The 21,962-nt window shown below is 40.2% G+C and carries 24 protein-coding genes; 6 read left to right on the top strand and 18 right to left on the bottom strand.

The genetic code is table 11. The annotated features are described in order from the left end of the window. Nucleotides 1-94: 94 nt before the first annotated feature. Both msrA and GTH25_RS01300 read left to right on the top strand, forming a co-directional pair. On the top strand, nucleotides 95-721 hold the full coding sequence (gene msrA, locus GTH25_RS01305; protein ID WP_223672738.1) for a peptide-methionine (S)-S-oxide reductase MsrA: 627 nt from the start codon (nucleotides 95-97) through the stop codon (nucleotides 719-721). A 151-nt stretch (nucleotides 722-872) separates the two neighbouring features. Continuing rightward, nucleotides 873-2,252, top strand: coding sequence for a polyamine export protein PaeA (locus tag GTH25_RS01300; RefSeq protein ID WP_075672803.1), 1,380 nt, complete (start codon nucleotides 873-875; stop codon nucleotides 2,250-2,252). A 79-nt stretch (nucleotides 2,253-2,331) separates the two neighbouring features. On the opposite strand, the gene GTH25_RS01295 is transcribed toward GTH25_RS01300, so the two are convergent. After that, a complete protein-coding gene (locus tag GTH25_RS01295) occupies nucleotides 2,332-2,538 on the bottom strand; it encodes a DUF1107 domain-containing protein (RefSeq protein WP_006535730.1) in 207 nt (68 codons plus the stop codon). Nucleotides 2,539-2,821: 283 nt separating this feature from the next. On the opposite strand from GTH25_RS01295, the gene GTH25_RS01290 reads away from it, so the two are divergent. Continuing rightward, a complete protein-coding gene (locus GTH25_RS01290; protein ID WP_164530278.1) occupies nucleotides 2,822-3,382 on the top strand; it encodes a YtfJ family protein in 561 nt (186 codons plus the stop codon). A gap of 53 nt (nucleotides 3,383-3,435) precedes the next feature. Here the strand turns inward: GTH25_RS01290 and cysQ are convergent, their stop codons facing one another. Beyond that, a complete protein-coding gene (gene cysQ / locus GTH25_RS01285) occupies nucleotides 3,436-4,176 on the bottom strand; it encodes a 3'(2'),5'-bisphosphate nucleotidase CysQ (RefSeq protein ID WP_075672801.1) in 741 nt (246 codons plus the stop codon). A gap of 142 nt (nucleotides 4,177-4,318) precedes the next feature. Then, nucleotides 4,319-4,939, bottom strand: a complete 621-nt coding sequence (locus GTH25_RS01280; RefSeq protein WP_075672800.1) for a BamJ family beta-barrel-assembly machinery protein — start codon at nucleotides 4,937-4,939, stop codon at nucleotides 4,319-4,321. Between the two features lie 260 nt (nucleotides 4,940-5,199). Between GTH25_RS01280 and GTH25_RS01275 the strand changes: the two genes are divergently transcribed. Beyond that, nucleotides 5,200-6,648 carry an NAD-dependent succinate-semialdehyde dehydrogenase gene (locus GTH25_RS01275; RefSeq protein ID WP_075672799.1) on the top strand — a complete coding sequence of 483 codons (1,449 nt, stop codon included), beginning with the start codon at nucleotides 5,200-5,202 and terminating at the stop codon, nucleotides 6,646-6,648. 218 nt (nucleotides 6,649-6,866) lie between these two features. Here the strand turns inward: GTH25_RS01275 and zinT are convergent, their stop codons facing one another. From zinT to GTH25_RS01260, 3 genes are read right to left on the bottom strand one after another with little or no spacing between them, the layout of a single operon-like run. After that, complete coding sequence (gene zinT, locus GTH25_RS01270; protein WP_075672798.1) at nucleotides 6,867-7,514, bottom strand: metal-binding protein ZinT; 648 nt, start codon at nucleotides 7,512-7,514, stop codon at nucleotides 6,867-6,869. Nucleotides 7,515-7,518: 4 nt separating this feature from the next. Then, entirely contained in the window at nucleotides 7,519-7,644 is a 126-nt protein-coding gene (ykgO, locus tag GTH25_RS01265) for a type B 50S ribosomal protein L36 (RefSeq protein ID WP_006535739.1), read from the bottom strand. A gap of 10 nt (nucleotides 7,645-7,654) precedes the next feature. Next, nucleotides 7,655-7,903 (bottom strand): type B 50S ribosomal protein L31, encoded by a 249-nt coding sequence (locus GTH25_RS01260; protein ID WP_075672797.1) that lies wholly within the window; start codon nucleotides 7,901-7,903, stop codon nucleotides 7,655-7,657. Nucleotides 7,904-8,139: 236 nt separating this feature from the next. On the opposite strand from GTH25_RS01260, the gene GTH25_RS01255 reads away from it, so the two are divergent. Next, nucleotides 8,140-9,834: a hypothetical protein gene (locus tag GTH25_RS01255; RefSeq protein WP_164530277.1), complete on the top strand. Its 1,695-nt coding sequence runs from the start codon at nucleotides 8,140-8,142 to the stop codon at nucleotides 9,832-9,834. A gap of 53 nt (nucleotides 9,835-9,887) precedes the next feature. Next, nucleotides 9,888-10,556, top strand: coding sequence for a LysM-like peptidoglycan-binding domain-containing protein (locus GTH25_RS01250; RefSeq protein ID WP_075672795.1), 669 nt, complete (start codon nucleotides 9,888-9,890; stop codon nucleotides 10,554-10,556). 82 nt (nucleotides 10,557-10,638) lie between these two features. Here GTH25_RS01250 and rplI read toward each other — a convergent pair whose 3' ends face one another. The 12 genes from rplI to hflX form a co-directional block, all read right to left on the bottom strand. Beyond that, a complete protein-coding gene (gene rplI / locus GTH25_RS01245) occupies nucleotides 10,639-11,088 on the bottom strand; it encodes a 50S ribosomal protein L9 (protein ID WP_023583606.1) in 450 nt (149 codons plus the stop codon). Between the two features lie 40 nt (nucleotides 11,089-11,128). Further along, complete coding sequence (rpsR, locus tag GTH25_RS01240) at nucleotides 11,129-11,356, bottom strand: 30S ribosomal protein S18 (RefSeq protein ID WP_000135199.1); 228 nt, start codon at nucleotides 11,354-11,356, stop codon at nucleotides 11,129-11,131. A 4-nt stretch (nucleotides 11,357-11,360) separates the two neighbouring features. Then, nucleotides 11,361-11,681 carry a primosomal replication protein N gene (priB, locus tag GTH25_RS01235; protein ID WP_006535746.1) on the bottom strand — a complete coding sequence of 107 codons (321 nt, stop codon included), beginning with the start codon at nucleotides 11,679-11,681 and terminating at the stop codon, nucleotides 11,361-11,363. An 8-nt stretch (nucleotides 11,682-11,689) separates the two neighbouring features. After that, nucleotides 11,690-12,088, bottom strand: a complete 399-nt coding sequence (rpsF, locus tag GTH25_RS01230) for a 30S ribosomal protein S6 (protein WP_075672794.1) — start codon at nucleotides 12,086-12,088, stop codon at nucleotides 11,690-11,692. A gap of 163 nt (nucleotides 12,089-12,251) precedes the next feature. After that, nucleotides 12,252-12,983 carry a 23S rRNA (guanosine(2251)-2'-O)-methyltransferase RlmB gene (rlmB, locus tag GTH25_RS01225; RefSeq protein ID WP_164530220.1) on the bottom strand — a complete coding sequence of 244 codons (732 nt, stop codon included), beginning with the start codon at nucleotides 12,981-12,983 and terminating at the stop codon, nucleotides 12,252-12,254. 101 nt (nucleotides 12,984-13,084) lie between these two features. Continuing rightward, the gene (gene rnr / locus GTH25_RS01220) at nucleotides 13,085-15,580 is read right to left on the bottom strand and encodes a ribonuclease R (protein ID WP_075672792.1); all 2,496 of its coding nucleotides are present in this window, start codon (nucleotides 15,578-15,580) and stop codon (nucleotides 13,085-13,087) included. 39 nt (nucleotides 15,581-15,619) lie between these two features. Beyond that, nucleotides 15,620-16,048, bottom strand: a complete 429-nt coding sequence (nsrR, locus tag GTH25_RS01215; protein WP_036914714.1) for a nitric oxide-sensing transcriptional repressor NsrR — start codon at nucleotides 16,046-16,048, stop codon at nucleotides 15,620-15,622. Between the two features lie 428 nt (nucleotides 16,049-16,476). Further along, the gene (locus GTH25_RS01210) at nucleotides 16,477-17,775 is read right to left on the bottom strand and encodes an adenylosuccinate synthase (RefSeq protein ID WP_072069601.1); all 1,299 of its coding nucleotides are present in this window, start codon (nucleotides 17,773-17,775) and stop codon (nucleotides 16,477-16,479) included. 102 nt (nucleotides 17,776-17,877) lie between these two features. Continuing rightward, nucleotides 17,878-18,048, bottom strand: coding sequence for a hypothetical protein (locus GTH25_RS01205; protein ID WP_164530276.1), 171 nt, complete (start codon nucleotides 18,046-18,048; stop codon nucleotides 17,878-17,880). 183 nt (nucleotides 18,049-18,231) lie between these two features. Beyond that, nucleotides 18,232-19,236: a protease modulator HflC gene (gene hflC / locus GTH25_RS01200; RefSeq protein ID WP_075672791.1), complete on the bottom strand. Its 1,005-nt coding sequence runs from the start codon at nucleotides 19,234-19,236 to the stop codon at nucleotides 18,232-18,234. A gap of 2 nt (nucleotides 19,237-19,238) precedes the next feature. Next, nucleotides 19,239-20,513 carry an FtsH protease activity modulator HflK gene (gene hflK / locus GTH25_RS01195; protein WP_099660283.1) on the bottom strand — a complete coding sequence of 425 codons (1,275 nt, stop codon included), beginning with the start codon at nucleotides 20,511-20,513 and terminating at the stop codon, nucleotides 19,239-19,241. A 92-nt stretch (nucleotides 20,514-20,605) separates the two neighbouring features. Then, a complete protein-coding gene (gene hflX / locus GTH25_RS01190) occupies nucleotides 20,606-21,889 on the bottom strand; it encodes a ribosome rescue GTPase HflX (RefSeq protein ID WP_075672789.1) in 1,284 nt (427 codons plus the stop codon). Between the last annotated feature and the right edge of the window lie 73 nt (nucleotides 21,890-21,962).

The following is a 21,962-nucleotide window of genomic DNA, read 5'->3' as shown; positions in this document are numbered from 1 at the left end:
AAACTGTTTTAAGCTTTATTGTAGATTTAGTTTATAACAATATTAAACCTTTACCATAGTAAAGCGTTTACAAATATAAAAATTGGAGTCTACCTTGCAACATAAAGCTTACCAACCAGAGAATGCCTTAAGGGGTACTTCGATACCATTAGAAATATCTGCTAATCATGCTATAAATGGGCATTCTATTAATGATATTCCAACCAATATGGATATTGCTTATTTTGCGATGGGCTGTTTTTGGGGTGTTGAACGTCTGTTTTGGCAACAACCTGGGGTTTACTCAACAAGTGCGGGTTATAGTGGTGGTGTAACTGAAAATCCAACTTACCAACAAGTTTGCCAAGGTTTAACAGGCCATAGTGAAGTGGTGAGAGTTGTTTTTGATCCCTCAGTGATTAGCTATTCACAACTGTTGGCCCTTTTTTGGGAAAATCACAATCCATCACAAGGAATGCGCCAAGGTAATGATATTGGTAGCCAATACCGTTCTGCCATTTACACTGTTAATGAAGAGCAATATGCTCAAGCTATTGAGTCAAAAAAACGTTATCAACAAGCGATGAATACTCAAGGTGCTACTGAAGCAATCACGACTGAAATTCAGCCGGCGGGTCCTTTCTATTTTGCTGAAGATTACCACCAACAATACCTACATAAAAACCCACAAGGTTATTGTGGATTAGGTGGAATAGGTATCTGCTATCCCCCTGAAAAGTAAAACTAGCAGAAAATAGCAGGGCGATGATATAATTACGCCCTCTTATCTATCTTTGTGAATAATTCCATCACAATATATTGATTTATCTTCTATTTTTAACACTCCAGTATTCCCCCTTTGGATGAAATACTTGGGGTGGTGTGAGCCTTATATGCTTAATAGTTTACTCATTGTGCTTTTGCTTTGTGCTATCAGCGCCTTTTTTTCGCTGTCTGAAATCTCTCTTGCTGCTTCTCGTCGAATTAAACTCAAACAACTTGTTGATGAGGGCAATATTAACGCCGCACGTGTATTAAAAATGCAAGAAATGCCAGGCATGTTTTTTACCGTTGTGCAAATTGGATTAAATGCCGTCGCTATCCTAGCGGGTATTGTTGGTGAATCTGCATTCTCTCCTTCGTTAAAAAGCTTTTACCTCCAATTTTTTGAAGAGCCATTAGCGCAACAACTTGGATCTATTTGTTCTTTTATTATTGTCACATCCATGTTTATTTTATTGGCTGATTTAACGCCAAAACGCATTGGTATGATAAAACCTGAAGCTATCGCATTAAGAATTGTGAACCCAATGCGTTTCTGCCTTGCCTTTTTCCGCCCTCTGGTTTGGTTATTTAATGGTATGGCAGATCTCATCTTCAAATTATTTAAAATCCCAATGGTAAGAAATGAAGATATTACTTCTGATGATATTTTTGCCATCGTAGAAGCTGGTGCTGTTGCTGGGGTTTTACGTAAACAAGAGCATGAGCTGATAGAGAATGTTTTTGAATTAGAGTCACGTACCGTACCGTCAGCAATGACTCCTCGAGAAGATGTGGTCTATTTTGATCGTGAAGAAACTGAAAGCGATATCAAAGAAAAAATTGCCACTCAACCTCACTCTAAGTTTCTCGTTTGTGAAGGTGATATCGACCATATTATTGGTTATGTTGATTCTAAAGAGCTACTTAATCGTGTTATTAACGGGCAAAGCTTAAATCTCAATGAAGGTGTTCATATCCGTAAGGCTCTGATTATTCCTGATACATTAACGCTTTCAGATATGTTGGAAAGCTTTAAAACATCCGGTGAAGACTTTGCCATCATCCTTAATGAATACGCTATGGTGATGGGTGTTATTACACTAAATGATGTGATGACAACTTTAATGGGCGATTTAATTGGACCAGGGCAAGAAGAGCAAATTGTGAGTCGTGATGAGCACTCATGGTTAGTTGAAGGTGGTACGCCAATTGATGATGTAATGCGTGTACTTGATATCGACGATTTCCCAGATTCAAGTAACTATGAAACTATCGCAGGTTTTATGATGTATCGCTTACGTAAAATTCCAAAACGCACTGATTATGTGAAGTTCTCAGGATACAAATTTGAAGTTGTCGATATTGATAATTACAAAATAGATCAATTACTCGTGACAAAAGTTGATGATATTCCACCTGTTAAGCCAATTTTACAAGAACATGTTCCTGTTATACAGACAACAACAGAAGTCGATATCAAGACAGATGAGAATAAAACGGTAAGCTAACAAGTAACAAGCCGAAATTAATAACTGAGTCTTATCGAAGATATTCACGAGAAAGACTCAGTTATCTATCAGATAAAAGTTAGCCCATTTCTGCTTTTAGTAAAACGACCTGCTGGTTCACTTCACTCATGACATTAAAATGTAGCTTATCTCTTATTTTAGGTAATAAAATTTTACCGTAATCGAATTCAAATGCACCCATTCCTTTGATGTAAAACCGTCCACGAAATAATGTCTTAACGTAGAGAGCAATTTTTTCAGGGTTATAGCGATTGAAGATTTTCATCTTTCAGTTAGTCTCCCATGCTCGTTGTTGAGTTTAATAAGTCATAAAGACTTATCTTTATATATCAAATTTAAAGACCTAATTATAAGTACTAGGTTCAACTTATTTGATTTTCTTATCTGTTTTTACATTTATTGACAGTAAAGAATATAAATAAAGATAGCCTGTGCGTTATTTTACCCACTCAATGTTAAATAAATGTATCAATGATGAGGTATTATTCTTCATTAGCTTCTATGCTTAAATAGAATCTAACGTCGATTTCAATAATAGGATCATGGCTATGCACAAAATAACCTTAGCTGCTCTTTTACTCAGCACATCCACATGGGCATTTGCACATAACATCACTGAAAATACAGTACTTCCCGCTGTCACAATCAATGACAAAGGTGAGTTACTTTATGACACAACCAAAGATAAGTTTAGCTACCAAAATTGGAATAGTGGTCTGCTCAGTGGAAAAGTACGTACTGTTCAGCATATAGCAGGACGTAGCAAAGCTAAGGAGATGAATGCGCCGTTTATTGAAGCCGTAAAACTGGCTAAATTCCCACATAGCAGCTATCAAACTACAACAATTATTAATACTGATGATGCAGTGTTTGGTACAGGCCCATTTGTTCGTGGCAGTGTTGAAGATAGTAAAAAAGAATTTCCTTGGTCACAATTTATTGTTGATGCTGATGGTGTAGCATTAAAAGGCTGGGGATTAGAAAAAGAGAGTTCAGCTATTGTTGTTTTAGATAAACAAGGCAAAGTTCGTTTCGTCAAAGAAGGTGTATTAAGTGGTGCAGAAATCACGACTGCAATCAATTTTATCAACGACTTAATTAAAGAATAATTCCTGTGTCAGAGCCCTTATAAAGCAAAGGGCTCCAATTTTGTAAAACGGCACTAAAAGATAGAAACTCTAAATCCTGGATTTATCAGCGACTCTTTTGGGGAATAATCTAGCGTGACTCCTTTCCAATCCGTGACATGTGCACCCGCCGCAATCGCAATAGCATGACCTGCCGCGGTATCCCATGTATGTGTAGGCCCAAAGCGAGGATAAAGCTGTGCTTTACCTTCAGCGACTAAACAAAACTTCAAAGATGAACCAACAGCAACGGTTTGATGTGCGCCAAGTTGTGAGAGGTATTCTTTTAATTCATCATCTTGATGAGAACGACTAATCACAATCACGGGCGGCTCTGCACGACTTGCATGAATAGGCAATCGTTGCCCACAAGCTTCTTTCCACGCCTGTTTATTTGCCGCTGCATATAACACATTTTGAACAGGAGCATAGACAACTCCTAAAACAGGAATACCCTTTTCAATTAAAGCGATATTTACCGTAAACTCACCATTCTTACTGATAAATTCTTTAGTTCCATCTAGAGGGTCAATCAGCCAATAACGATCCCAATGGCGACGAACTTCCCATTCAGGGGGATCTTCTTCAGATAATTGAGGTATATCTGGAGCAATAGAAGCAAGTCCTTGTTTGATAACTTGATGAGCAGCTAAATCAGCTTCGGTGACAGGTGAATTATCACTTTTTTCCTGTACTTGGATAGGCTCTGATTGCTGATAGATTTGCATTATCGCCGTACCTGCTTGGCGAGCTAATTTGCTGACTTGTTCTAACATAATGCACCTCTCTTATTTCTATAAGCAGATAACTTTTCTTATAAAAATTAATTACCCTACTGTCTCTTTATTTTAGTCCAGAGACGAAAATAGCCGGCAAAAACCGGCTATTTTTTACTCTGATTTACCGCAGAATAAGAAATTATAAAATTTCTAATAATTCTACTTCAAATACTAATGTTGCGAATGGAGGAATAGCCGCACCAGCTCCACGTTCGCCATAAGCTAATTGGTAAGGAATATATAATTCCCATTTTGAACCTACTGGCATTAATGTTAATGCTTCAATCCAGCCTGCGATAACGCCATTTACTGGGAATTCAGCAGGTTGGCCACGTTGAACTGAGCTATCAAACACAGTGCCATCAATTAAACGACCAGTGTAGTGAACACGAACATGATCAGTACGCGCTGGAATTGCACCTTCACCCGCAGTCAGAACTTTGTACTGTAAGCCTGATTCTGTAACTTTAACGCCTTCATTTTTCACATTTTCTTCTAAGAAAACTTTACCTGCATCAGCCAGCTCTGCTTGGCGTTCTTGACGAACAGCTTCAGCACGCTCGTGCATAGTACGTAAGGCATTGTGTAATGTTTCAACAGGTACAGAAGGCGCATTACCTTCTAATGCATCGGTCAAGCCAGCTAACAGTGCTGCGGGCTCTAATCCTTGAAGACCTGATTCAGTCAGTTGCTGACCGACTTGCAGACCAATACCGTAACTTGCCTGTGATTCGATAGAATCAAATGATGGTTTTGACATGAAAAATACCTGTTTTTTATGAAAGTTAGATCCAAGAATAACAGTGGTAAGGTACAGCGTAAACCTTCAGTCTTGAGTAATGGGAATTATTCATTAAAAACATAAGCAATTGACCTTATTGATCGTCTTTTTGACGCTTTTTTATTGGCATTTGTCATACTTATTTTCACAACATCGCAACACAGGCATATAATTATAAACAGGCACAAAACTGCCTAGCCTTATAAATATCAATATATATGTGTTCAGAGAGGTATTAAGTGAAGATAACGACGAATCCCTATTTCCGCGAACAAGGCTATATTGATGGTCTTTGGTGTAATGCTAAAAATAACGAAACTGTTGATGTTGTCGATCCTGCCACGGGTATTTTACTTGGTACTGTACCCAATATGGCAACACAAGAAGCAATAATGGCTGTTGATGCTGCACAAAAAGCCTTACCAAAATGGCGAGCACTCACAGCACATCAGCGCGGAGCATTATTGCAAAATTGGTTTAGATTAATCACTGAAAATAAAAGAAAACTTGCTGAATTAATGACATTTGAGCAAGGAAAACCGGTTGCTGAAGCTGAAGGTGAAATTGCTTATGCAGCCTCTTTTATTGAGTGGTTTGCAGAACAAGGTAAGAGAACCAACGGTGAAATTATTCCCTCACCTTCTGCAGATAAACGCTTGATGGTGATCAAACAAGGTATCGGTGTTTGCGCTGCGATTACACCTTGGAACTTCCCGGCTGCTATGATCACCCGTAAAGCCGCTCCTGCATTAGCGGCAGGTTGTACTATGGTGATTAAACCTGCCAATGAAACACCTTATACCGCATTGGCTTTAGCAGAATTAGCGGCTCAAGCCGGTATTCCCGCTGGTGTTATTAATATTGTAACCGGAGATGCCATTAAAATTGGCGAAGTCTTTACCTCTGACAACCGTGTTCGCAAATTAAGTTTCACAGGCTCTACGGGTGTTGGACGTTTATTAATGCGTCAGTGTTCAGATAGCGTAAAAAAAGTCTCTTTAGAATTAGGTGGCAATGCACCATTTATCGTGTTTAACGATGCCGATATTGATAAAGCGGTTGAAGGTGCAATGGGAGCTAAATTCCGTAATGCAGGACAAACCTGTGTTTGCGCTAACCGTTTTTATATTCATAAAGATATTTATCAACAATTTAGCGAACGCTTTGTTGCTGCCGTTAAAAAGCTCAAAGTGGGAAATGGTTTTGAAGAAGGTGTCACTATTGGGCCTCTTATTAACCGTAAAGCGGTTGAGAAATCACAATCATTGCTTGATGACACACTAAAACGCGGTGCAACACTGCTTTGTGGTGGAGAAAGTGATCAAGCAGGTGAAAATTTTTTCCAGCCTACTGTTGTTGGCAATGTTCCCGCTGATAGCCATATCCTTGAAGAAGAAATATTTGGCCCTGTTGCACCTTTAGTTATTTTTGAAAATGAAGATGAAGTGGTGCATTTAGCAAATAACACCATTTATGGTTTAGCCGCTTATTTTTATAGTGAGAACTCACAACGTATTTGGCGTGTTGCGGAAAATTTAGAATACGGCATGGTGGGTATTAACACCGGTTTAATTTCCAATGAAGTTGCACCATTTGGTGGTATTAAACAATCAGGTTTAGGTCGTGAGGGCTCTGAACACGGCATTGAAGACTATATGGAGATGAAATATCTCTGCCAAGGGTTATAAATAACCTTTAACCCAACTTATAAAAGTAAGTCAGCATGGATGCTACTGCTTTTTTGTGACTTTTTTATTAAAAGGGAAAGGAAATATTTAATATGTTATCTCAAAGGAGATATATAACTAATATTCCTTTATTCTTTAAGCTAACTTTTTATGAAAAATCCTTAGCATTCCTTTGCTAAAGATTTTTATTATTTTATTTTCTCTTTATGTTACTTAAATCAGTGATAAAGCATTTCGTGAACAATATCATCTGCTTTCATTGAATAAGGATAATATGTTGGCCAATTACTTAATTCTTTAAGTAACTCATCTTGCGATGTATTGCCCATATATAAATGGAAGTGCCCTGCTTTCTCTGGTGCAATAATGTGGTCGCTAAATTGAATAAACTTAGGTGCTTGGCTTTTGGCATCATCGCAGCGGAAAAGATAGCGTACCCCTTTTTTACCAGACTCATAATGTAGAATACGATAACCATCATAATGATATTCACAGCTATCGACTTTCTCTCCACGATGGAACTCGATGATATTATTTTCAATACCAATCATATCCACATCAGTTTTATAACCTTGTGTATAGTAAGTTCGGTACTCTTCGACTGTTTTATCTTTTTTTGCTTCCGCTTTCTTTTGTAAAACCTCATCTAACTCGCCACTAAGAAGATAAGGCTCTACAGATTGCCATACACCATCCCAATCACTGAGTTGGCGATCAAGAACATCCTTGTCCTCAAAAATCCCATTAGCGGCATCTCGTTGAGCTTGTGTTTGTACTTTTTCATGATGGTGGCCATGTGCTAAAACAGACATTGCACTACCCAATAGTCCCATAATAAAAATACAAGAAAGAACTGGCTTTTGCATAATCTTACCCCTGAACAGCTTTAAAACGTGGGTTTGACTTACAAATCACGTAAAGGCGACCACGGCGACGCACCACTTTACAATCTGGATGGCGTTGTTTTGCACTTTTCAATGAACTTAATACCTGCATTGTCTCTTCCTTACTTAATAAATTGACCAAAACGTTTATTAAAGCGTGCCACATTACCTTCTTGAGAATGTGTCTTTTGCTTACCGGTATAAAATGGGTGTGATTGAGAGGAGACATCTAATGTCACATAAGGGTATGTTTGCCCTTCATACTCTATCTTTTTTTCCGTTTGGATGGTTGAACCCACTTTAAAATAAGCATCTGCACTTGTGTCATGGAAAATCACTGTTCGATATTGAGGATGAATACCTAGTTTCATAACAAACCTCGCTTTATTTGTAATGTTATAATGTAACAATTTAGAATTGCGTTAATGTAACGCTTTTTAATTTTATTGACCAGTTTTTTTTGATTTGTTTTTCTATCTCAAGAGAGGAATTGTGTTTGGGATAAGTCTCTTTTAAGTGATATAAGTGGATTTTCTGGCTTTTTTTGTCCAGCTTTCCTATTTTCCGCTAAAGTTATACTAAGACGGCAAAACAAATAGGATTTATTATGACTAATTGGCGCGATAAGCTTTTCAGTAAGTCACCTCTGTCTATCGACCTCACAATAGACTTTCCTAACGTTTGTCCTTCTTCTGTTCCTTCAATTCTTTCGCTGTTAGCACCTTATGAAATAGGTGATACACCTTTACCTGATGAATTAAATCTATTATCAGACGTTCACTTAAAAACAAAACCTGATGATGATTCAATACCTTTTAGTTGGTCGGCAGGAGCTCGTGAAGGTATTATTTTGCACCAACGAATAGGTCGAGCAATTGAACAACAGCCTTCTCAAAAAACATGTGAAGAATTTGCGCTATCCCTCTACCATGCAATAAAGCATGTCGTTCTTTTACCTGATAAAGAACATGCCACTTCTTTTTATTCACTTGCCTGCCAAGATAAACTCGCTCCTATTACCTATCTTTCGCATTTGATAGATAAAATAGAACAAGATGAAGCACTGATTAATCATGAGACCTATTTTCAATTGATCTTGTGGATCTTAAAGTTAAGTCCTGATAAGAATCCTATCAAAATAGCTTTAGGGCTATTAGGATCGTTTAATGATAGTACTTCTCAGCGTTTACTCTTATTGTTTGCCCTGCATCCTGAATTTACCCTTTATGCTATTCGTTCGCTAAAACAGCGCCTTTCTTGTGAAGAGTTTGAGCCTTTTTTACACTCCCTAGGTCAACGAACCAAAGGCTGGGGACGCATCCAGTTTATCGAGCATTTGCCTTCAACACTGTCTGTTAATAATCGCTATTGGCTACTGACTGAAGGGTATAGAAATAATGTAATGACAGAGTATGTCGCCTATGACTGTGTCACAAAAGGGACACTATTAGAGATGCTGAATACGCATCCTTTAGATAATGAGCTATTGCTTGGTTGTAGCGATCTTTTACGTGCACTGCTTAATGGCGGTCCCGCAAAAGATATTTATGATTATGTAGAGGGCACCCAAGCATGCAACGCTTTTATTTCACAAGTTGATACTTTACCTCCAAAAGAATTAAAGCTCCTTTATTGTGTCTGTGAAATTGCTGACTTTGTGCAAAACAGTGGTGAAGATTGGTTATTGCTTGAGTCTCTCGGCTGGAACGATCATTGCCAACAACAAATTATTTCTGCTTCGCAAAATATTATTCAAAAACCAGAATGGTCAACACTTATTATTGAAGCATTACAAAGCCCTTCTCGCTCAAAAAATTACCAAGCAAGTCTTGTTGCTAAATCTCTTCGCCTTGATATTTGGGAGTTACTCTTCTCACTACAAAAAGATAATCCCAATGCAGATTGGTGGCACCAATTAATGCAAACGGATGCCTCTCACAAAATAGAAAGAGTAGTTAAACTTGCAGAACAACAAATTGAATTAACAGCATTAGATAGCACAGATGATCCATTAATAACTACCCACTCTGAATATCAGCCCCATCATGCCGTTGAATATATTATGCAAGATCTTGGTGGTTTTCCCGGTATCGGCTGGTCACTTATCAAAAGGCAATTACGTAGTCCGACATTGCGTGATAGAAATATGGCGCTGAATGTTCTTTCAACATGGTCTGACACATTATTGCCTCATGATCTTTATGGTGAATTAGCGCAGGCTTTAACCATAGAAACTGATAAAAATGTGTATCAACGCATGAAACTATTTTTAGTTAACCATCAAGGAAATAAAGAACATTAACGGTTAGAGCGAATAGATAATTCTGAAAAGAATTCAGGGAGCAGGTTAGGATCATGGTTCGTGCTAGTATGGCTACAAGGAATAAAAAAGATGTTACAGCAATTCATAATACTGATTCACAGATCAATAATGAGGTGAATATGGGCAAATTCCCTGGCTTACATCGTCGGGCAATACTGGTTATTGCTATTGTTTTATTGGTCATATTTTTTTGGCCAACCAGTGAAAATAATGGTGAACCACCTCAACCGTCATCATCGACACATGACCTTCCTGTGCCTATTTCACCATCAGTATCAACAAATGATCCGATTTATCAAACCTCGACCTCTCAAGCGCAAGATAGCTTAAATGCCGATCCCGCTGTTTCTCCATCAATAGAGGCTCCAACGGCAAATGATCCAGAGGAAAATGTTGCTCAAACAACACCACAACAAGACACTCAATCAACACCAGCGCAAACATGGCAAACTTATACCATTAAAGAGGGGCAAACCTTAGCGCAACTGTTTAGAGACAATCAACTTCCTGTCAATGATGCATTCTCTATGGCGAAATCAGAAGACCAACAGAAATCATTAAGCCAATTACGCACAGGGCAAGCTATTCGTTTACAGCGTAATCCACAAGGTGATGTCAGTATGCTAGAAGTGACAAATAGCGCCGGTACTGTTATCACTTACACTCGTTTGAGTGATGGAAGTTATTACCGTACACCATAGTAAGAAGAGATTTAATTTATCCAAAAAAAACGCCAGCTAAGCTGGCGTTTTTCTTTATCAACATTAACTGTTTAATCAGAGATTATTCAGCAACGATGATAACATTCAGTTCAGCGAATACGTCACTGTGAACTTGGAAGTGAACTTCGTGGTCACCAGTAGTACGCAGAACGCCATTTGGCAGGCGAACTTCGCTCTTACACATTTCAACGCCAGCAGCAGTTACTGCATCAGCGATGTCACGAGTACCGATTGAACCAAACAGTTTACCTTCGTCACCCGCTTTAGAGCTGATAGTGACAGAACCCAGTGCATTGATCTTCGCTGCACGAGCTTCAGCTGCTGCTAAAGTTTCAGCTAATTTAGCTTCTAACTCAGCACGACGCGCTTCGAAAAACTCGATGTTTTTCTTAGTCGCAGAAACAGCTTTACCCTGTGGGATTAAATAGTTACGAGCATAGCCCGATTTTACGTTAACCTGATCACCCAGGCTACCCAGATTCGCTACTTTATCAAGCAGAATAATTTGCATTACCTTATCCTCTACAAGTCATTAATGGACTATATACCTATTACTGATGACGATCAGTATAAGGTAATAAAGACAGGTAGCGTGCGCGCTTGATAGCACGAGCCAGCTGACGCTGGTATTTTGCACGAGTACCGGTGATACGACTTGGTACAATTTTACCACTTTCAGTGATATAGTTTTTCAGCGTAGCGATATCTTTATAATCGATCTCTTGTACGCCTTCTGCTGTGAAACGGCAGAACTTACGACGACGGAAATAACGTGCCATATGGCTAGTCTCCAGAATCTATCAATTCAATCTGCTCGGCATGAAGCACCAATTTAAACAATCCATTTCGCGCCTGATGGCTACTAATGAATCCAGAAACGGTGATTTGGCTGCCGACCGTTATACTGTGAGTAACTGCTTGTAACGCTTTCCCGCTAGCAATAATGGGCATTCGGCACCATGATTGTCTTTTTAATCCCGCCTCTTCTTGTATTGAACGATGTTCAATAACAAATTGACAGTGCGGGATCCCAGCGGGGCTAACTTTTCGAATTAATGCTTTGCACACTGTGCCAGTTAGCACCAAATGATTATTAGCCGTCACAGCACTAATTACTCTTCAGAATCCTCTGCTACATCATCAACTTCATCTTCATCACCTAGGTCATCAGCGATATCACGACGGCGTTCGTCTTTTGCTTTAACCATTGGAGAAGCTTCAGTTACTGCGTGTTTAGTACGCATAATCATGTTGCGGAGAACGGCATCGTTGAAACGGAAAGTAGTTTCCAGTTCATCAATCACTTCCTGCGGAGCTTCAACGTTCATCAGAACGTAGTGTGCTTTGTGCAGTTTGTTGATTGGATAAGCTAATTGACGACGACCCCAGTCTTCTAGACGGTGGATCTGACCATTTGCATTAGTGATAGCGGTTTTATAACGCTCGATCATGCCCGGAACTTGTTCGCTCTGGTCAGGATGAACCATAAAAACGATTTCGTAATGACGCATTTGATATTGCTCCTTACGGATTTATCAGCCTCCTGTCAGGGTCAGTCACCACCCATGGAGGCAAGGAACTTGTTTAAGTTGTGACTGAAAAAATTGACGCGTAACTATACCCCCGCGACCAATAAAACTCAAGGGAGTATAGATAATAAAATAAACTAAGCGATTATTTCACCATAATACGCTGGCGCATCGCTTCAAATAAGCAAACGCCGGTTGCCACAGAAACGTTAAGTGATGATACCGTACCCGCCATTGGGATACTAATCAGCTCATCACAATGCTCTCGCGTTAAGCGACGCATACCTTCACCTTCAGCGCCCATTACTAATGCCATTGGGCCTGTAAGTTTGCTTTGATATAAAGTGTGATCTGCTTCACCTGCTGTGCCAACAATCCAAATGTTCTCTTCTTGCAATAAGCGCAAAGTGCGTGCCAGATTTGTTACTCGGATCAACGGCACACTTTCCGCCGCACCACAAGCCACTTTTTTGGCTGTTGCATTTAATTGTGCAGAGCGATCTTTAGGAACGATAACAGCATGCACACCCGCCGCGTCAGCGCTACGTAAACATGCCCCTAAATTATGAGGATCTGTGACACCATCTAACACTAATAAGAAAGGCGTCCCAACTTTAGCTAATAAGTCAGGTAAATCTTGTTCTTGATACTGACGACCTGGTTTTACTTTAGCAATAATACCTTGGTGAACAGCACCTTCTGTTTGGCTATCTAACCATTGACGATTAGCGACTTGAACCAGAATGCCTTGTGCTTCTAATTCATGAATAACCGGTGTTAAACGGCGATCTTCACGCCCTTTTAATACATAAACTTCTTTAAAACGTGCAGGATCACGCTCAAGTAATGCGGTTACTGCGTGAATACCATAAATAATTTCTTCGCTCATAGCGGTGCTTACTCATTAAAAAATAAAAGGCACAAAACAGATAAAAGGCGGAGTCTCCGCCTTTTAAAAAGGATCAGAAGAATAAAACGTTATGCGTTATCGCGTTTGGCTGCGCGTTTAGCTTTAAGTTTTGCCTCTATCTTTTTGGTTTGTGATGATGCTTTCTTACGTTTGCTACTTGCTTTATCTTTCGCAACTTGGTCTTTTACGGCTTTGTCTTTGCTCGCATTACCTCGACCTGATGATGATTTACCTTTTTTGAAGGCACTATCTGGCTCAAAGTTTTTATCTTTGCTTACATCACGACGGCGAGACTTACTAGAACTTGCGTTTTTCTTGTCTTTTTCACCTTTTAAACCACGAACACGGGCTGTTTTACCCGGATTACGCGCGGTGCGTGTTGTTGAAATTAAAGAGAAGTCGATAGTGCGTTCATCCATACTCACTGCTTCAACTTTCACTTCAACTTCATCACCAAGGCGATAGACTTGTCCTGAAGACTCACCAATTAAGCGTTGCCCTACATTATCATACTGATAATAATCATTATTTAATGTAGAAACATGCACCAGACCATCAATAAACAGATCATTTAAACGAACAAAGAAACCAAAGCCCGTTACGCTGGTGATAATACCGGTAAATTGTTGACCAATTTGATCCAGCATAAAGTCACATTTTAGCCAATCAGCAACATCTCGTGTTGCTTCATCAGCACGGCGCTCAGTTAAAGAACAGTGCTCGCCTAATTGCAACATGGTGTCCATATCACTATGGTAGCCACCCGTTGGGGTCCAACGTTGTGAGCCATGACCCTCTTGTTTGGCAATTTGATATTTAATTGCTCGGTGCAAGGCTAAATCAGGGTAACGACGAATTGGCGAGGTAAAGTGCGCATAAGATTTTAATGCTAAACCAAAGTGCCCACGATTTTCAGGATCATAAATTGCCTGTTTCATTGAGCGCAAAATCATGGTTTGTAGCATTTCACGATCAGGTCTGTCTTCAACCTCTTTCATGACACGTGCATAATCTGCTGGCTCTGGTGTTAATCCGCCAGGCAGCGTTAAACCTAATTCATTAAAGACAGAGCGTAGATTCAAGACGCTATCTTCTTTGGGTTTATCATGAATACGGTAAAGTGCAGGTTCTTCGTTTTTCTCAACAAAACGAGCGGCTGCGATATTAGCAAGGATCATGCACTCTTCAATCAATTTGTGTGCATCATTACGAACAACGGGCTCAATACGCTCAATGCGACGCTCGGCATTAAAGATAAACTTCGCTTCTTCTGATTCAAAACCAATTGCACCGCGCTGTTCGCGTGCTTTATCTAATACTTGGTATAGCTCATACAGATGCTCAATATCTTTAACGATGGGCTTATAGTGCTCACGCAGTTCTTCATCACCTTGAATGATTTTCCACACTTTGGTGTAGGTCATTCGAGCATGAGAACTCATCACCGCTTCATAGAATTTGTAAGAGGAAAGACGCCCTTGCTCAGAAACGGTCATCTCACAGACCATACATAAACGGTCAACTTGTGGGTTTAATGAGCACAAGCCATTAGACAGAACTTCTGGTAACATTGGCACTACTTGAGAAGGGAAATAAACAGAATTTCCTCGGCTACGTGCTTCTGTATCTAACGCGGTTTGTGGACGCACATAATAACTAACATCTGCAATCGCAACCCATAAACGCCAACCACCACCTTTTTTACGTTGACAATAAACGGCGTCATCAAAGTCTCGCGCATCTTCACCGTCAATAGTAATTAAAGGTAAGCCACGTAAATCAACTCGCCCTTCTTTAGCTGATTCAGGCACTTCCTCTTTTAAATCAGCAACTTCTTTTGTCACTTTTGCAGGCCAGGTATACGGGATCTCATGAGTACGTAATGCGATTTCTACCGCAATACCTGTTCCCATGGTTTCACCTAAGATCTCAACAATACGACCTACTGCTTGCGTGCGTCGAGTTGGTCTTGTCGTGATCTCAACCACCACCACATTTCCCATACGCGCGCCCATGATATCCTCTTTAGGGATAAGAATATCAAAGCTTAAACGACTATCATCAGGTACAACAAATCCCATACCTGACTCAATAAAATAACGACCTACAATTTGGTTATTTCTTGGTTCAATAACACGAACAACACGACCTTCACGACGACCTTTTCTATCCATACCTAAAGGTTGGGCAAGGATAACATCACCATGCATGGTTTTTTTCATTTCATCTTGTGAAAGATAAAGGTCATCTTTTTGACCTTCTGCACGTAAAAAACCATAACCATCGCGGTGACCGATTACCTTACCTTTCCATAAATCAAGACGTTCAGGTAATGCATAGCACTGGCGACGGGTAAAAACTAATTGACCATCACGCTCCATCGCCCTTAAACGGCGACGTAACGCTTCTAAGTCTTCTTCACCTGAAATTTTTAACGCCTGTGCTAAATCGTCACGGCTCATTGGTGCCGTGCGTTTTTTCATTTCTTCTAAGATATATTCGCGACTAGCAATTGGAGAGGCGTATTTTTCTGCTTCTCTATCCTGAAAAGGATCTTTTGACATTATGACCTCCAAGCTATCAGATTTGATGAAATAGTAGACTCAAACATCTTCTAATAACAATTTATATAAGGAGCTATTATTCTCAACTAGCTCTGCGAGTGTGTGACGGTCTAACTCTTTCAAAAACTGCTCGATTGCCTGATTCAACACCAGTTTTAGTCGACAAGCTGGGGTAATGTGGCAAAACTCAGCACTACAGTTTACTAATGAAAGTGGCTCTAAAGCACGAACAACCTCACCCACAATGATATCTGTTGCAGGCTTGCCTAAACGGATCCCTCCATTTTTACCGCGAATAGCCTCAACAAAACCTAAATGGCTAAGTTGATTAATAATTTTCACCATATGGTTACGTGAGACGCCATAGACTTGTGTCACTTCAGTGATACTTGTCATCTTGCCTTCTGGCAATGAAGCCATATATATCAATGCCCGCAATCCATAATCTGTAAAACTGGTTAATTGCACAATGACCTCTGAAAAGTGGTTTTCCCTATTAAAGTCGTTAAGGGATAAGTAATTATTAATGAGAATATCATTTTATTAAGCAATATTATGTTTAATTTTTGGACATTTAGCAAAGATATGCTCAAAAGTGGGTTATTTCCATATCTCACTTGACTATTAGCAAAATAATAGCGACATCGCAGGCAAAGAAAAAGCGATACTGTCGATTTTCAACAGATCGCTTTTCTATTTCTGACTCTACAACAATAACATTGTCTTATTGTTTTTTACGCGTTACCGATAAAACAGAAGCAAAACCGAGTGTAAAGCTGTCTTATCTTGTATGTGTAACACGTATTTTTATCTCAATTTAACCAACAAACAGATACGAAAAAATCGCCCCTGTCATTTTCAGGGACGATTTTCACATCAAACCAATTTAATGCAGATTATGCATCAAATGGATGACGGAGAATGATGGTTTCTGAACGGTCTGGGCCTGTAGAAACGATATCAACAGGAACACCTGTTAACTCTTCTACGCGCTTGATGTAGTTCAGCGCTGCTTGTGGCAGTTGAGCGTGATCTTTCACACCAAACGTCGTTTCGTTCCAGCCTGGCATTGATTCATAGATAGGCTCGATACCTTCCCAATCATCAGCAGCTAAAGGTGTTGTATCAATTACTTCACCGTTTGGTAAGCGATAGCCTACACACAATTTCACTTCTTTCAGACCATCTAACACATCCAGTTTAGTCATGCAGAAACCAGACAGTGAGTTGATTTGAACAGCGCGGCGAATAGCGATGATATCTAGCCAGCCAGTACGACGACTACGGCCTGTAGTTGCACCAAATTCTTGGCCTTTCTCACGTAAGAAGTCACCCACTTCATCAAATAATTCAGTTGGGAATGGACCTGCACCTACACGAGTAGAGTAAGCTTTGATGATCCCTAATACATAACCAACATAGCGAGGGCCTAGACCTGAACCTGTTGCCACACCACCAGCGGTTGTGTTTGAAGAGGTTACATACGGATAAGTACCGTGGTCGATGTCTAATAAAGTACCTTGTGCACCTTCAAACATCACTAACTCACCGTTTTGTGTTGCTTTGTACAGTAAGTCAGAAACATCAACAACCATACCAGTCAGAATATCAGCGATTGCCATGATATCGTCTAAGGTTTTTTGGTAATCAACAGGTTCAACTTTGTAGTAGTTCACCAGTTGGAAGTTATGGTATTCGATGATTTCTTTGAGCTTTTGTGCAAACGCTTTTTTATCAAACAGATCGCCAACACGTAAACCGCGACGAGCAACTTTATCTTCGTAAGCAGGACCGATACCACGGCCTGTTGTACCGATAGCTTTTTCGCCACGAGCTTTCTCACGCGCATTGTCTAATGCGATGTGATAAGGAAGGATTAATGGGCAAGCTTCAGACAGAAGTAAACGAGAACGAACAGGAATACCACGATCTTCAAGTTGGGTCATTTCCTTCATCAGCGCTTCCGGTGATAAAACGACACCGTTTGCTATGATGCTAACAACATTTTCACGGAGAATGCCTGATGGGATTAAATGAAGAACGGTTTTTTCACCGTCGATGACTAGAGTGTGACCCGCGTTATGGCCACCTTGGTAGCGAACAACATATTTAGCGCGTTCTGTCAGCAAATCGACTATCTTGCCTTTGCCTTCGTCACCCCACTGGGTGCCCAATACGACAACGTTATTACTCATTTCAAAATACACTCGGTTGCTTAAAAAAGGATTCTACCATCTCAATTCAAGAGTTACAGTAGATTTTATCTAATTATGTCATCCCCGCTTTTAAGCAATAGATTATCTTGCCATTGTCAATATTTTTGCCCGAAAAATCCGCATCACAAACGTATTGTAATTTTTATCAACAGTTTTGATCGCAAAAACAGGAAGCAGAGTGACATAAAAGTGAAAACGGCGAAGAAGACGCTTCGGAATTGCCGAAGGTTTATCTTGAAATGCAATTTTCACTTTATACTATCCCAGCTAAAACCATTTTGGAAACCATTAAGCGTAAATTTTCATCTTTTTATGCACAATTATTTATTTCTTAGCTTGATTGCTATCTTTATCTTATTGATATCAAAAAAAATCCCCCACTTTTTAAGGTGGAGGATTTTATTATTTACTCAAACGGTTTAACACGTTTAGAAATTACTCTTCAATCGCTCGCGCTTTTGTTGGTGCTTTCATATAGCGTAAGAAGTCGCTATCAGGGCTTAACACCATGACGTCATTGCCGTCTTGGTTAAAGCTCTTCTCATAAGCACGTAAGCTACGAATGAAGGCATAGAAGTCTGGATCTTGGTTGAATGCATCAGCAAATAGTTTAGTTGCTTGTGCATCACCTTCACCGCGAAGACGTAATGATTCACGCTCAGACTCAGCCAGTGTCTCTGTTACAGTCTTATCAGCAGCTGCACGAATTTTCACCGCTTGCTCTTGACCTTGTGAACGGTGACGACGAGCAACGGCCTCACGCTCTGCACGCATACGCTGGTAAATCGCTTCAGAAACTTCCATAGGTAAGTTGATTTGTTTGATTCGAACGTCAATCACTTCAATACCTAAAGCCGCCATACTGTTCATATTGATAGCTGGAGCTTGGCCTTTAGTTTCTTCGGCCACTTTTTTAGCTGCAATCGCAATTGCATCATCAGCAGCGCTTGAATCACGAGAAGGAGTACCTTCATTCAGTGCATTACGAACATCAATGGTTAAACGACCACGAGAATCCGTAATAATTTGGTTTACGCTCATACGACCAATCTCAGAACGTAAACGGTCACTGAACTTACGACGTAGTAAAGTTTCAGCTTGCGTTGTATTACCACCACCTGTTGCCAGATAGTAAGTACTGAAATCACTGATACGCCATTTTAGATAAGAATCGACTAATAAGTCTTTGTTCTCACCTGATAAGAAACGGTCTTGCTGGATATTCATAGTTTGAATACGCGCATCCAGTTTTTTCACATTCTCAATGAATGGAATTTTAAAATGAAGACCTGGTTCATAAACAACAGGTTTATTTTCAGCATCACGCACAACTTTCGCAAAGCGTAAAATGATACCACGCTCATATTGTTGAACGACAAATACAGAGGAGTACAACAACGCTAAAATAATAACTGCAACAACAGCGATAACTTTACGCATGATTATTGTCCTCCTTGATTATTGCCATAAGGCTGACCATAACCGCCATTATTACTACCATATCCACCATTACCATAAGTCGTTGTTGCTGGTTTTTGTGCCGGTGCTGGATTTACAGTTGGAGCGGGTGTGTTGATACGAGCAGGTGCCTCAAATGTATTTGATGGTGCAGATTGAGATTGCTGACGTAACATTTGCTCTAAAGGCAGCACTAACATGCTATTGCCTTTATCATTAGCGATGACTTTACGTGTTTTTGATAACACTTGTTCCATCGTTTCAATGTAAAGACGCTCACGAGTAATTTCAGGAGCAGCACGATATTCAGGTAAGATTTTAGCAAAGCTCGCTACCTCACCTTCTGCTTTCATCACCACACTGGTTTTATAAGCGGTTGCTTCTTCAATCATACGTTGCGCGTTACCTTTTGCTAACGGTAACACTTCGTTTTTATAAGCTTCAGCTTGACGAATTGTTTTTTGTTCTTCTTCACGAGCAGCAATTACGTCATCGAATGCCGCTTTTACCGCTTCTGGTGGACGAGCCACTTGGAAGTTGACGTCCACAATCGAGATACCCATGTTATAAGGGCGGATAGTCTCTTCTAATTCTTGACGTGTTTGGTCACGAATTTCTGAACGGTTAGAAGTCAGAATTTTTTCCATTTCTGAACGACCAATAACGCCACGTACTGCGCTGTCAGTTGCCTGACCTAAGCTGTTAATTGGTGTTGTCAGGTTAAATAGGAATGTTTCTGGATCAGAGACAACATACTGCACGTTTATCTCGACTTGAACCATATTTTCATCTGACGTTAACATCATGCCACCCGTGGTTAAATCACGGATAGTTTTTACGTTAACAGGCTGAACTTCATCAATAAAAGTCGGTTTCCAGTTCAGACCAGGTTCAACGATTTGGTAAAATTTACCAAAACGAGTCACAACGCCTTGTTCTGCCTCTTTGATGGTATAAAAACCACTTGCAGCCCAAACCACGACAACCGCACCTAATGCAAGAGAAATCAAAAGATTTCCAGCATTGCCACGAGGACCGCCATTTTGCCCAGAAGAGGAGTTTCCACCTTTTTTACCGCCGAAACCACCAAGCTTTTCACTCAGTTTACGGAACATATCATCGAGATCTGATGCTCCACGATTCCGACCTCCTTGATTGCCGTTGGAGTTACCGTTGCCATCGCCATTATTATTGCCGCTGTTTCGGTTACCCCACGGGTCGCGGTCTTGTCCGTTGTTACCGGGCTGATTCCACGCCATGTTCTAGCTCCATTATTATGATTAGATTTATCAGGCTTAAGAGCCGATTTCGTCGCCAGCTCTCAGTTAATGTTCATTATTATGGCCGAATATCAGACCACGTAATCCAATAAATTTGGTTCCTGCTTGCAAAGGCGGCGCCAGTCTACCATAGGCATACGTATGATTAGCCCAACTTTACCGTCTTTTTCAATCCATTCACGTTCTATTGACTGTAATTGATAAAAACGACTACGTAAGCGCCCTGTATTTTCTGGCGGTAAACGTAATTCAAAGTGTGCGATCTCACCTGAAAGACGTTCTGTCAACGCCTGATACAACAGAGGAATACCTTCGCCTGTTTGTGCAGAAACCCAAACCCTAACGGGTAAGTTTTCTTCATTTCGATCAATTCTTGGGGTGAAGTCTTCAAGAAGATCAATTTTGTTCATAATATGCAGTGTTGGTATTTCTTGAGCATCAATCTCTTCTAATACACTTTCAACTGCATGAATATTTTCCTCAAAACGACTATCTGCTGCATCAATCACATGAAGAAGTAGGGTAGCTTCTCGTGTTTCTTGCAAAGTGGCTTTAAAAGCAGCAACAAGATCATGAGGTAAATGTCGAATAAATCCAACCGTATCAGCTAATACAACGGTTCCCACATCATCGACCTGAATACGTCTTAATGTCGGATCTAGTGTTGCAAAGAGCTGATCTGCTGCATACACATCAGAACAGGTAATATGATTAAATAAACTCGACTTCCCTGCATTTGTGTAACCAACAAGGGATAATGTTGGAATATCAGCTTTACTCCGCGCTTGCCGTCCTTGTTCGCGCTGACGCTCAACCCTACCCAATCGCATTAGAATTTGACTAATTTTACCTCGGAGTAAGCGACGGTCTGTTTCTAGCTGAGTTTCACCTGGTCCTCGTAACCCAATCCCCCCTTTTTGTCTTTCTAGGTGAGTCCACCCTCTGACTAAGCGAGTTGATAAGTGACGTAACTGGGCGAGTTCTACCTGTAGCTTTCCTTCATGGGTTCTTGCTCTTTGAGCAAAAATATCAAGGATAACTCCCGTGCGATCAACCACACGGCATTCACAAAGTCTTTCCAGATTTCGTTCTTGTGCAGGTGTTAGTGCATGATTAAATAAAACAACATCTGCACCACTTGCTTTTACAGCTTCGGCAATTTCTTCTGCCTTACCTTCACCCACATAATATTTAGGATGAGGCGCTTTGCGATTTCCTGTAATAATCTGAACTGGTTTAACACCCGCAGATGTCACCAAAGATTCAAATTCTTGCAAATCATCAACGTTCTTTTCTTGAGAAAAGAAGACGTGCACTAAAACGGCTAATTCGCCACCTTCATAACGATCAAACAAAGGCGAAACCTCTTGGACTTTATAAAAACAGGAAAAAACATAGGTAAAGTCTCCCTACCTATGTTTTTCTTAT

This window comes from Proteus terrae subsp. cibarius, assembly GCF_011045835.1.
In the GTDB taxonomy this organism is placed as follows: domain Bacteria; phylum Pseudomonadota; class Gammaproteobacteria; order Enterobacterales; family Enterobacteriaceae; genus Proteus; species Proteus cibarius.
Note: the sequence above shows the minus strand (reverse complement) of the source record. Positions and strands in the feature narration are given on the sequence as shown.

Bases quoted from the DNA above. Each gene is read 5' to 3' on its own strand.
- GTH25_RS01300 (WP_075672803.1), top strand. From the start codon at position 873: ATGCTTAATAGTTTACTCATTGTGCTTTTGCTTTGTGCTATCAGCGCC.
- GTH25_RS01295 (WP_006535730.1), bottom strand. From the start codon at position 2,538: ATGAAAATCTTCAATCGCTATAACCCTGAAAAAATTGCTCTCTACGTT.
- GTH25_RS01290 (WP_164530278.1), top strand. From the start codon at position 2,822: ATGCACAAAATAACCTTAGCTGCTCTTTTACTCAGCACATCCACATGG.
- cysQ (WP_075672801.1), bottom strand. From the start codon at position 4,176: ATGTTAGAACAAGTCAGCAAATTAGCTCGCCAAGCAGGTACGGCGATA.
- GTH25_RS01280 (WP_075672800.1), bottom strand. From the start codon at position 4,939: ATGTCAAAACCATCATTTGATTCTATCGAATCACAGGCAAGTTACGGT.
- zinT (WP_075672798.1), bottom strand. From the start codon at position 7,514: ATGCAAAAGCCAGTTCTTTCTTGTATTTTTATTATGGGACTATTGGGT.
- ykgO (WP_006535739.1), bottom strand. From the start codon at position 7,644: ATGCAGGTATTAAGTTCATTGAAAAGTGCAAAACAACGCCATCCAGAT.
- GTH25_RS01260 (WP_075672797.1), bottom strand. From the start codon at position 7,903: ATGAAACTAGGTATTCATCCTCAATATCGAACAGTGATTTTCCATGAC.
- GTH25_RS01255 (WP_164530277.1), top strand. From the start codon at position 8,140: ATGACTAATTGGCGCGATAAGCTTTTCAGTAAGTCACCTCTGTCTATC.
- GTH25_RS01250 (WP_075672795.1), top strand. From the start codon at position 9,888: ATGGTTCGTGCTAGTATGGCTACAAGGAATAAAAAAGATGTTACAGCA.
- rplI (WP_023583606.1), bottom strand. From the start codon at position 11,088: ATGCAAATTATTCTGCTTGATAAAGTAGCGAATCTGGGTAGCCTGGGT.
- rpsR (WP_000135199.1), bottom strand. From the start codon at position 11,356: ATGGCACGTTATTTCCGTCGTCGTAAGTTCTGCCGTTTCACAGCAGAA.
- rpsF (WP_075672794.1), bottom strand. From the start codon at position 12,088: ATGCGTCATTACGAAATCGTTTTTATGGTTCATCCTGACCAGAGCGAA.
- rnr (WP_075672792.1), bottom strand. From the start codon at position 15,580: ATGTCAAAAGATCCTTTTCAGGATAGAGAAGCAGAAAAATACGCCTCT.
- GTH25_RS01210 (WP_072069601.1), bottom strand. From the start codon at position 17,775: ATGAGTAATAACGTTGTCGTATTGGGCACCCAGTGGGGTGACGAAGGC.
- hflC (WP_075672791.1), bottom strand. From the start codon at position 19,236: ATGCGTAAAGTTATCGCTGTTGTTGCAGTTATTATTTTAGCGTTGTTG.
- hflK (WP_099660283.1), bottom strand. From the start codon at position 20,513: ATGGCGTGGAATCAGCCCGGTAACAACGGACAAGACCGCGACCCGTGG.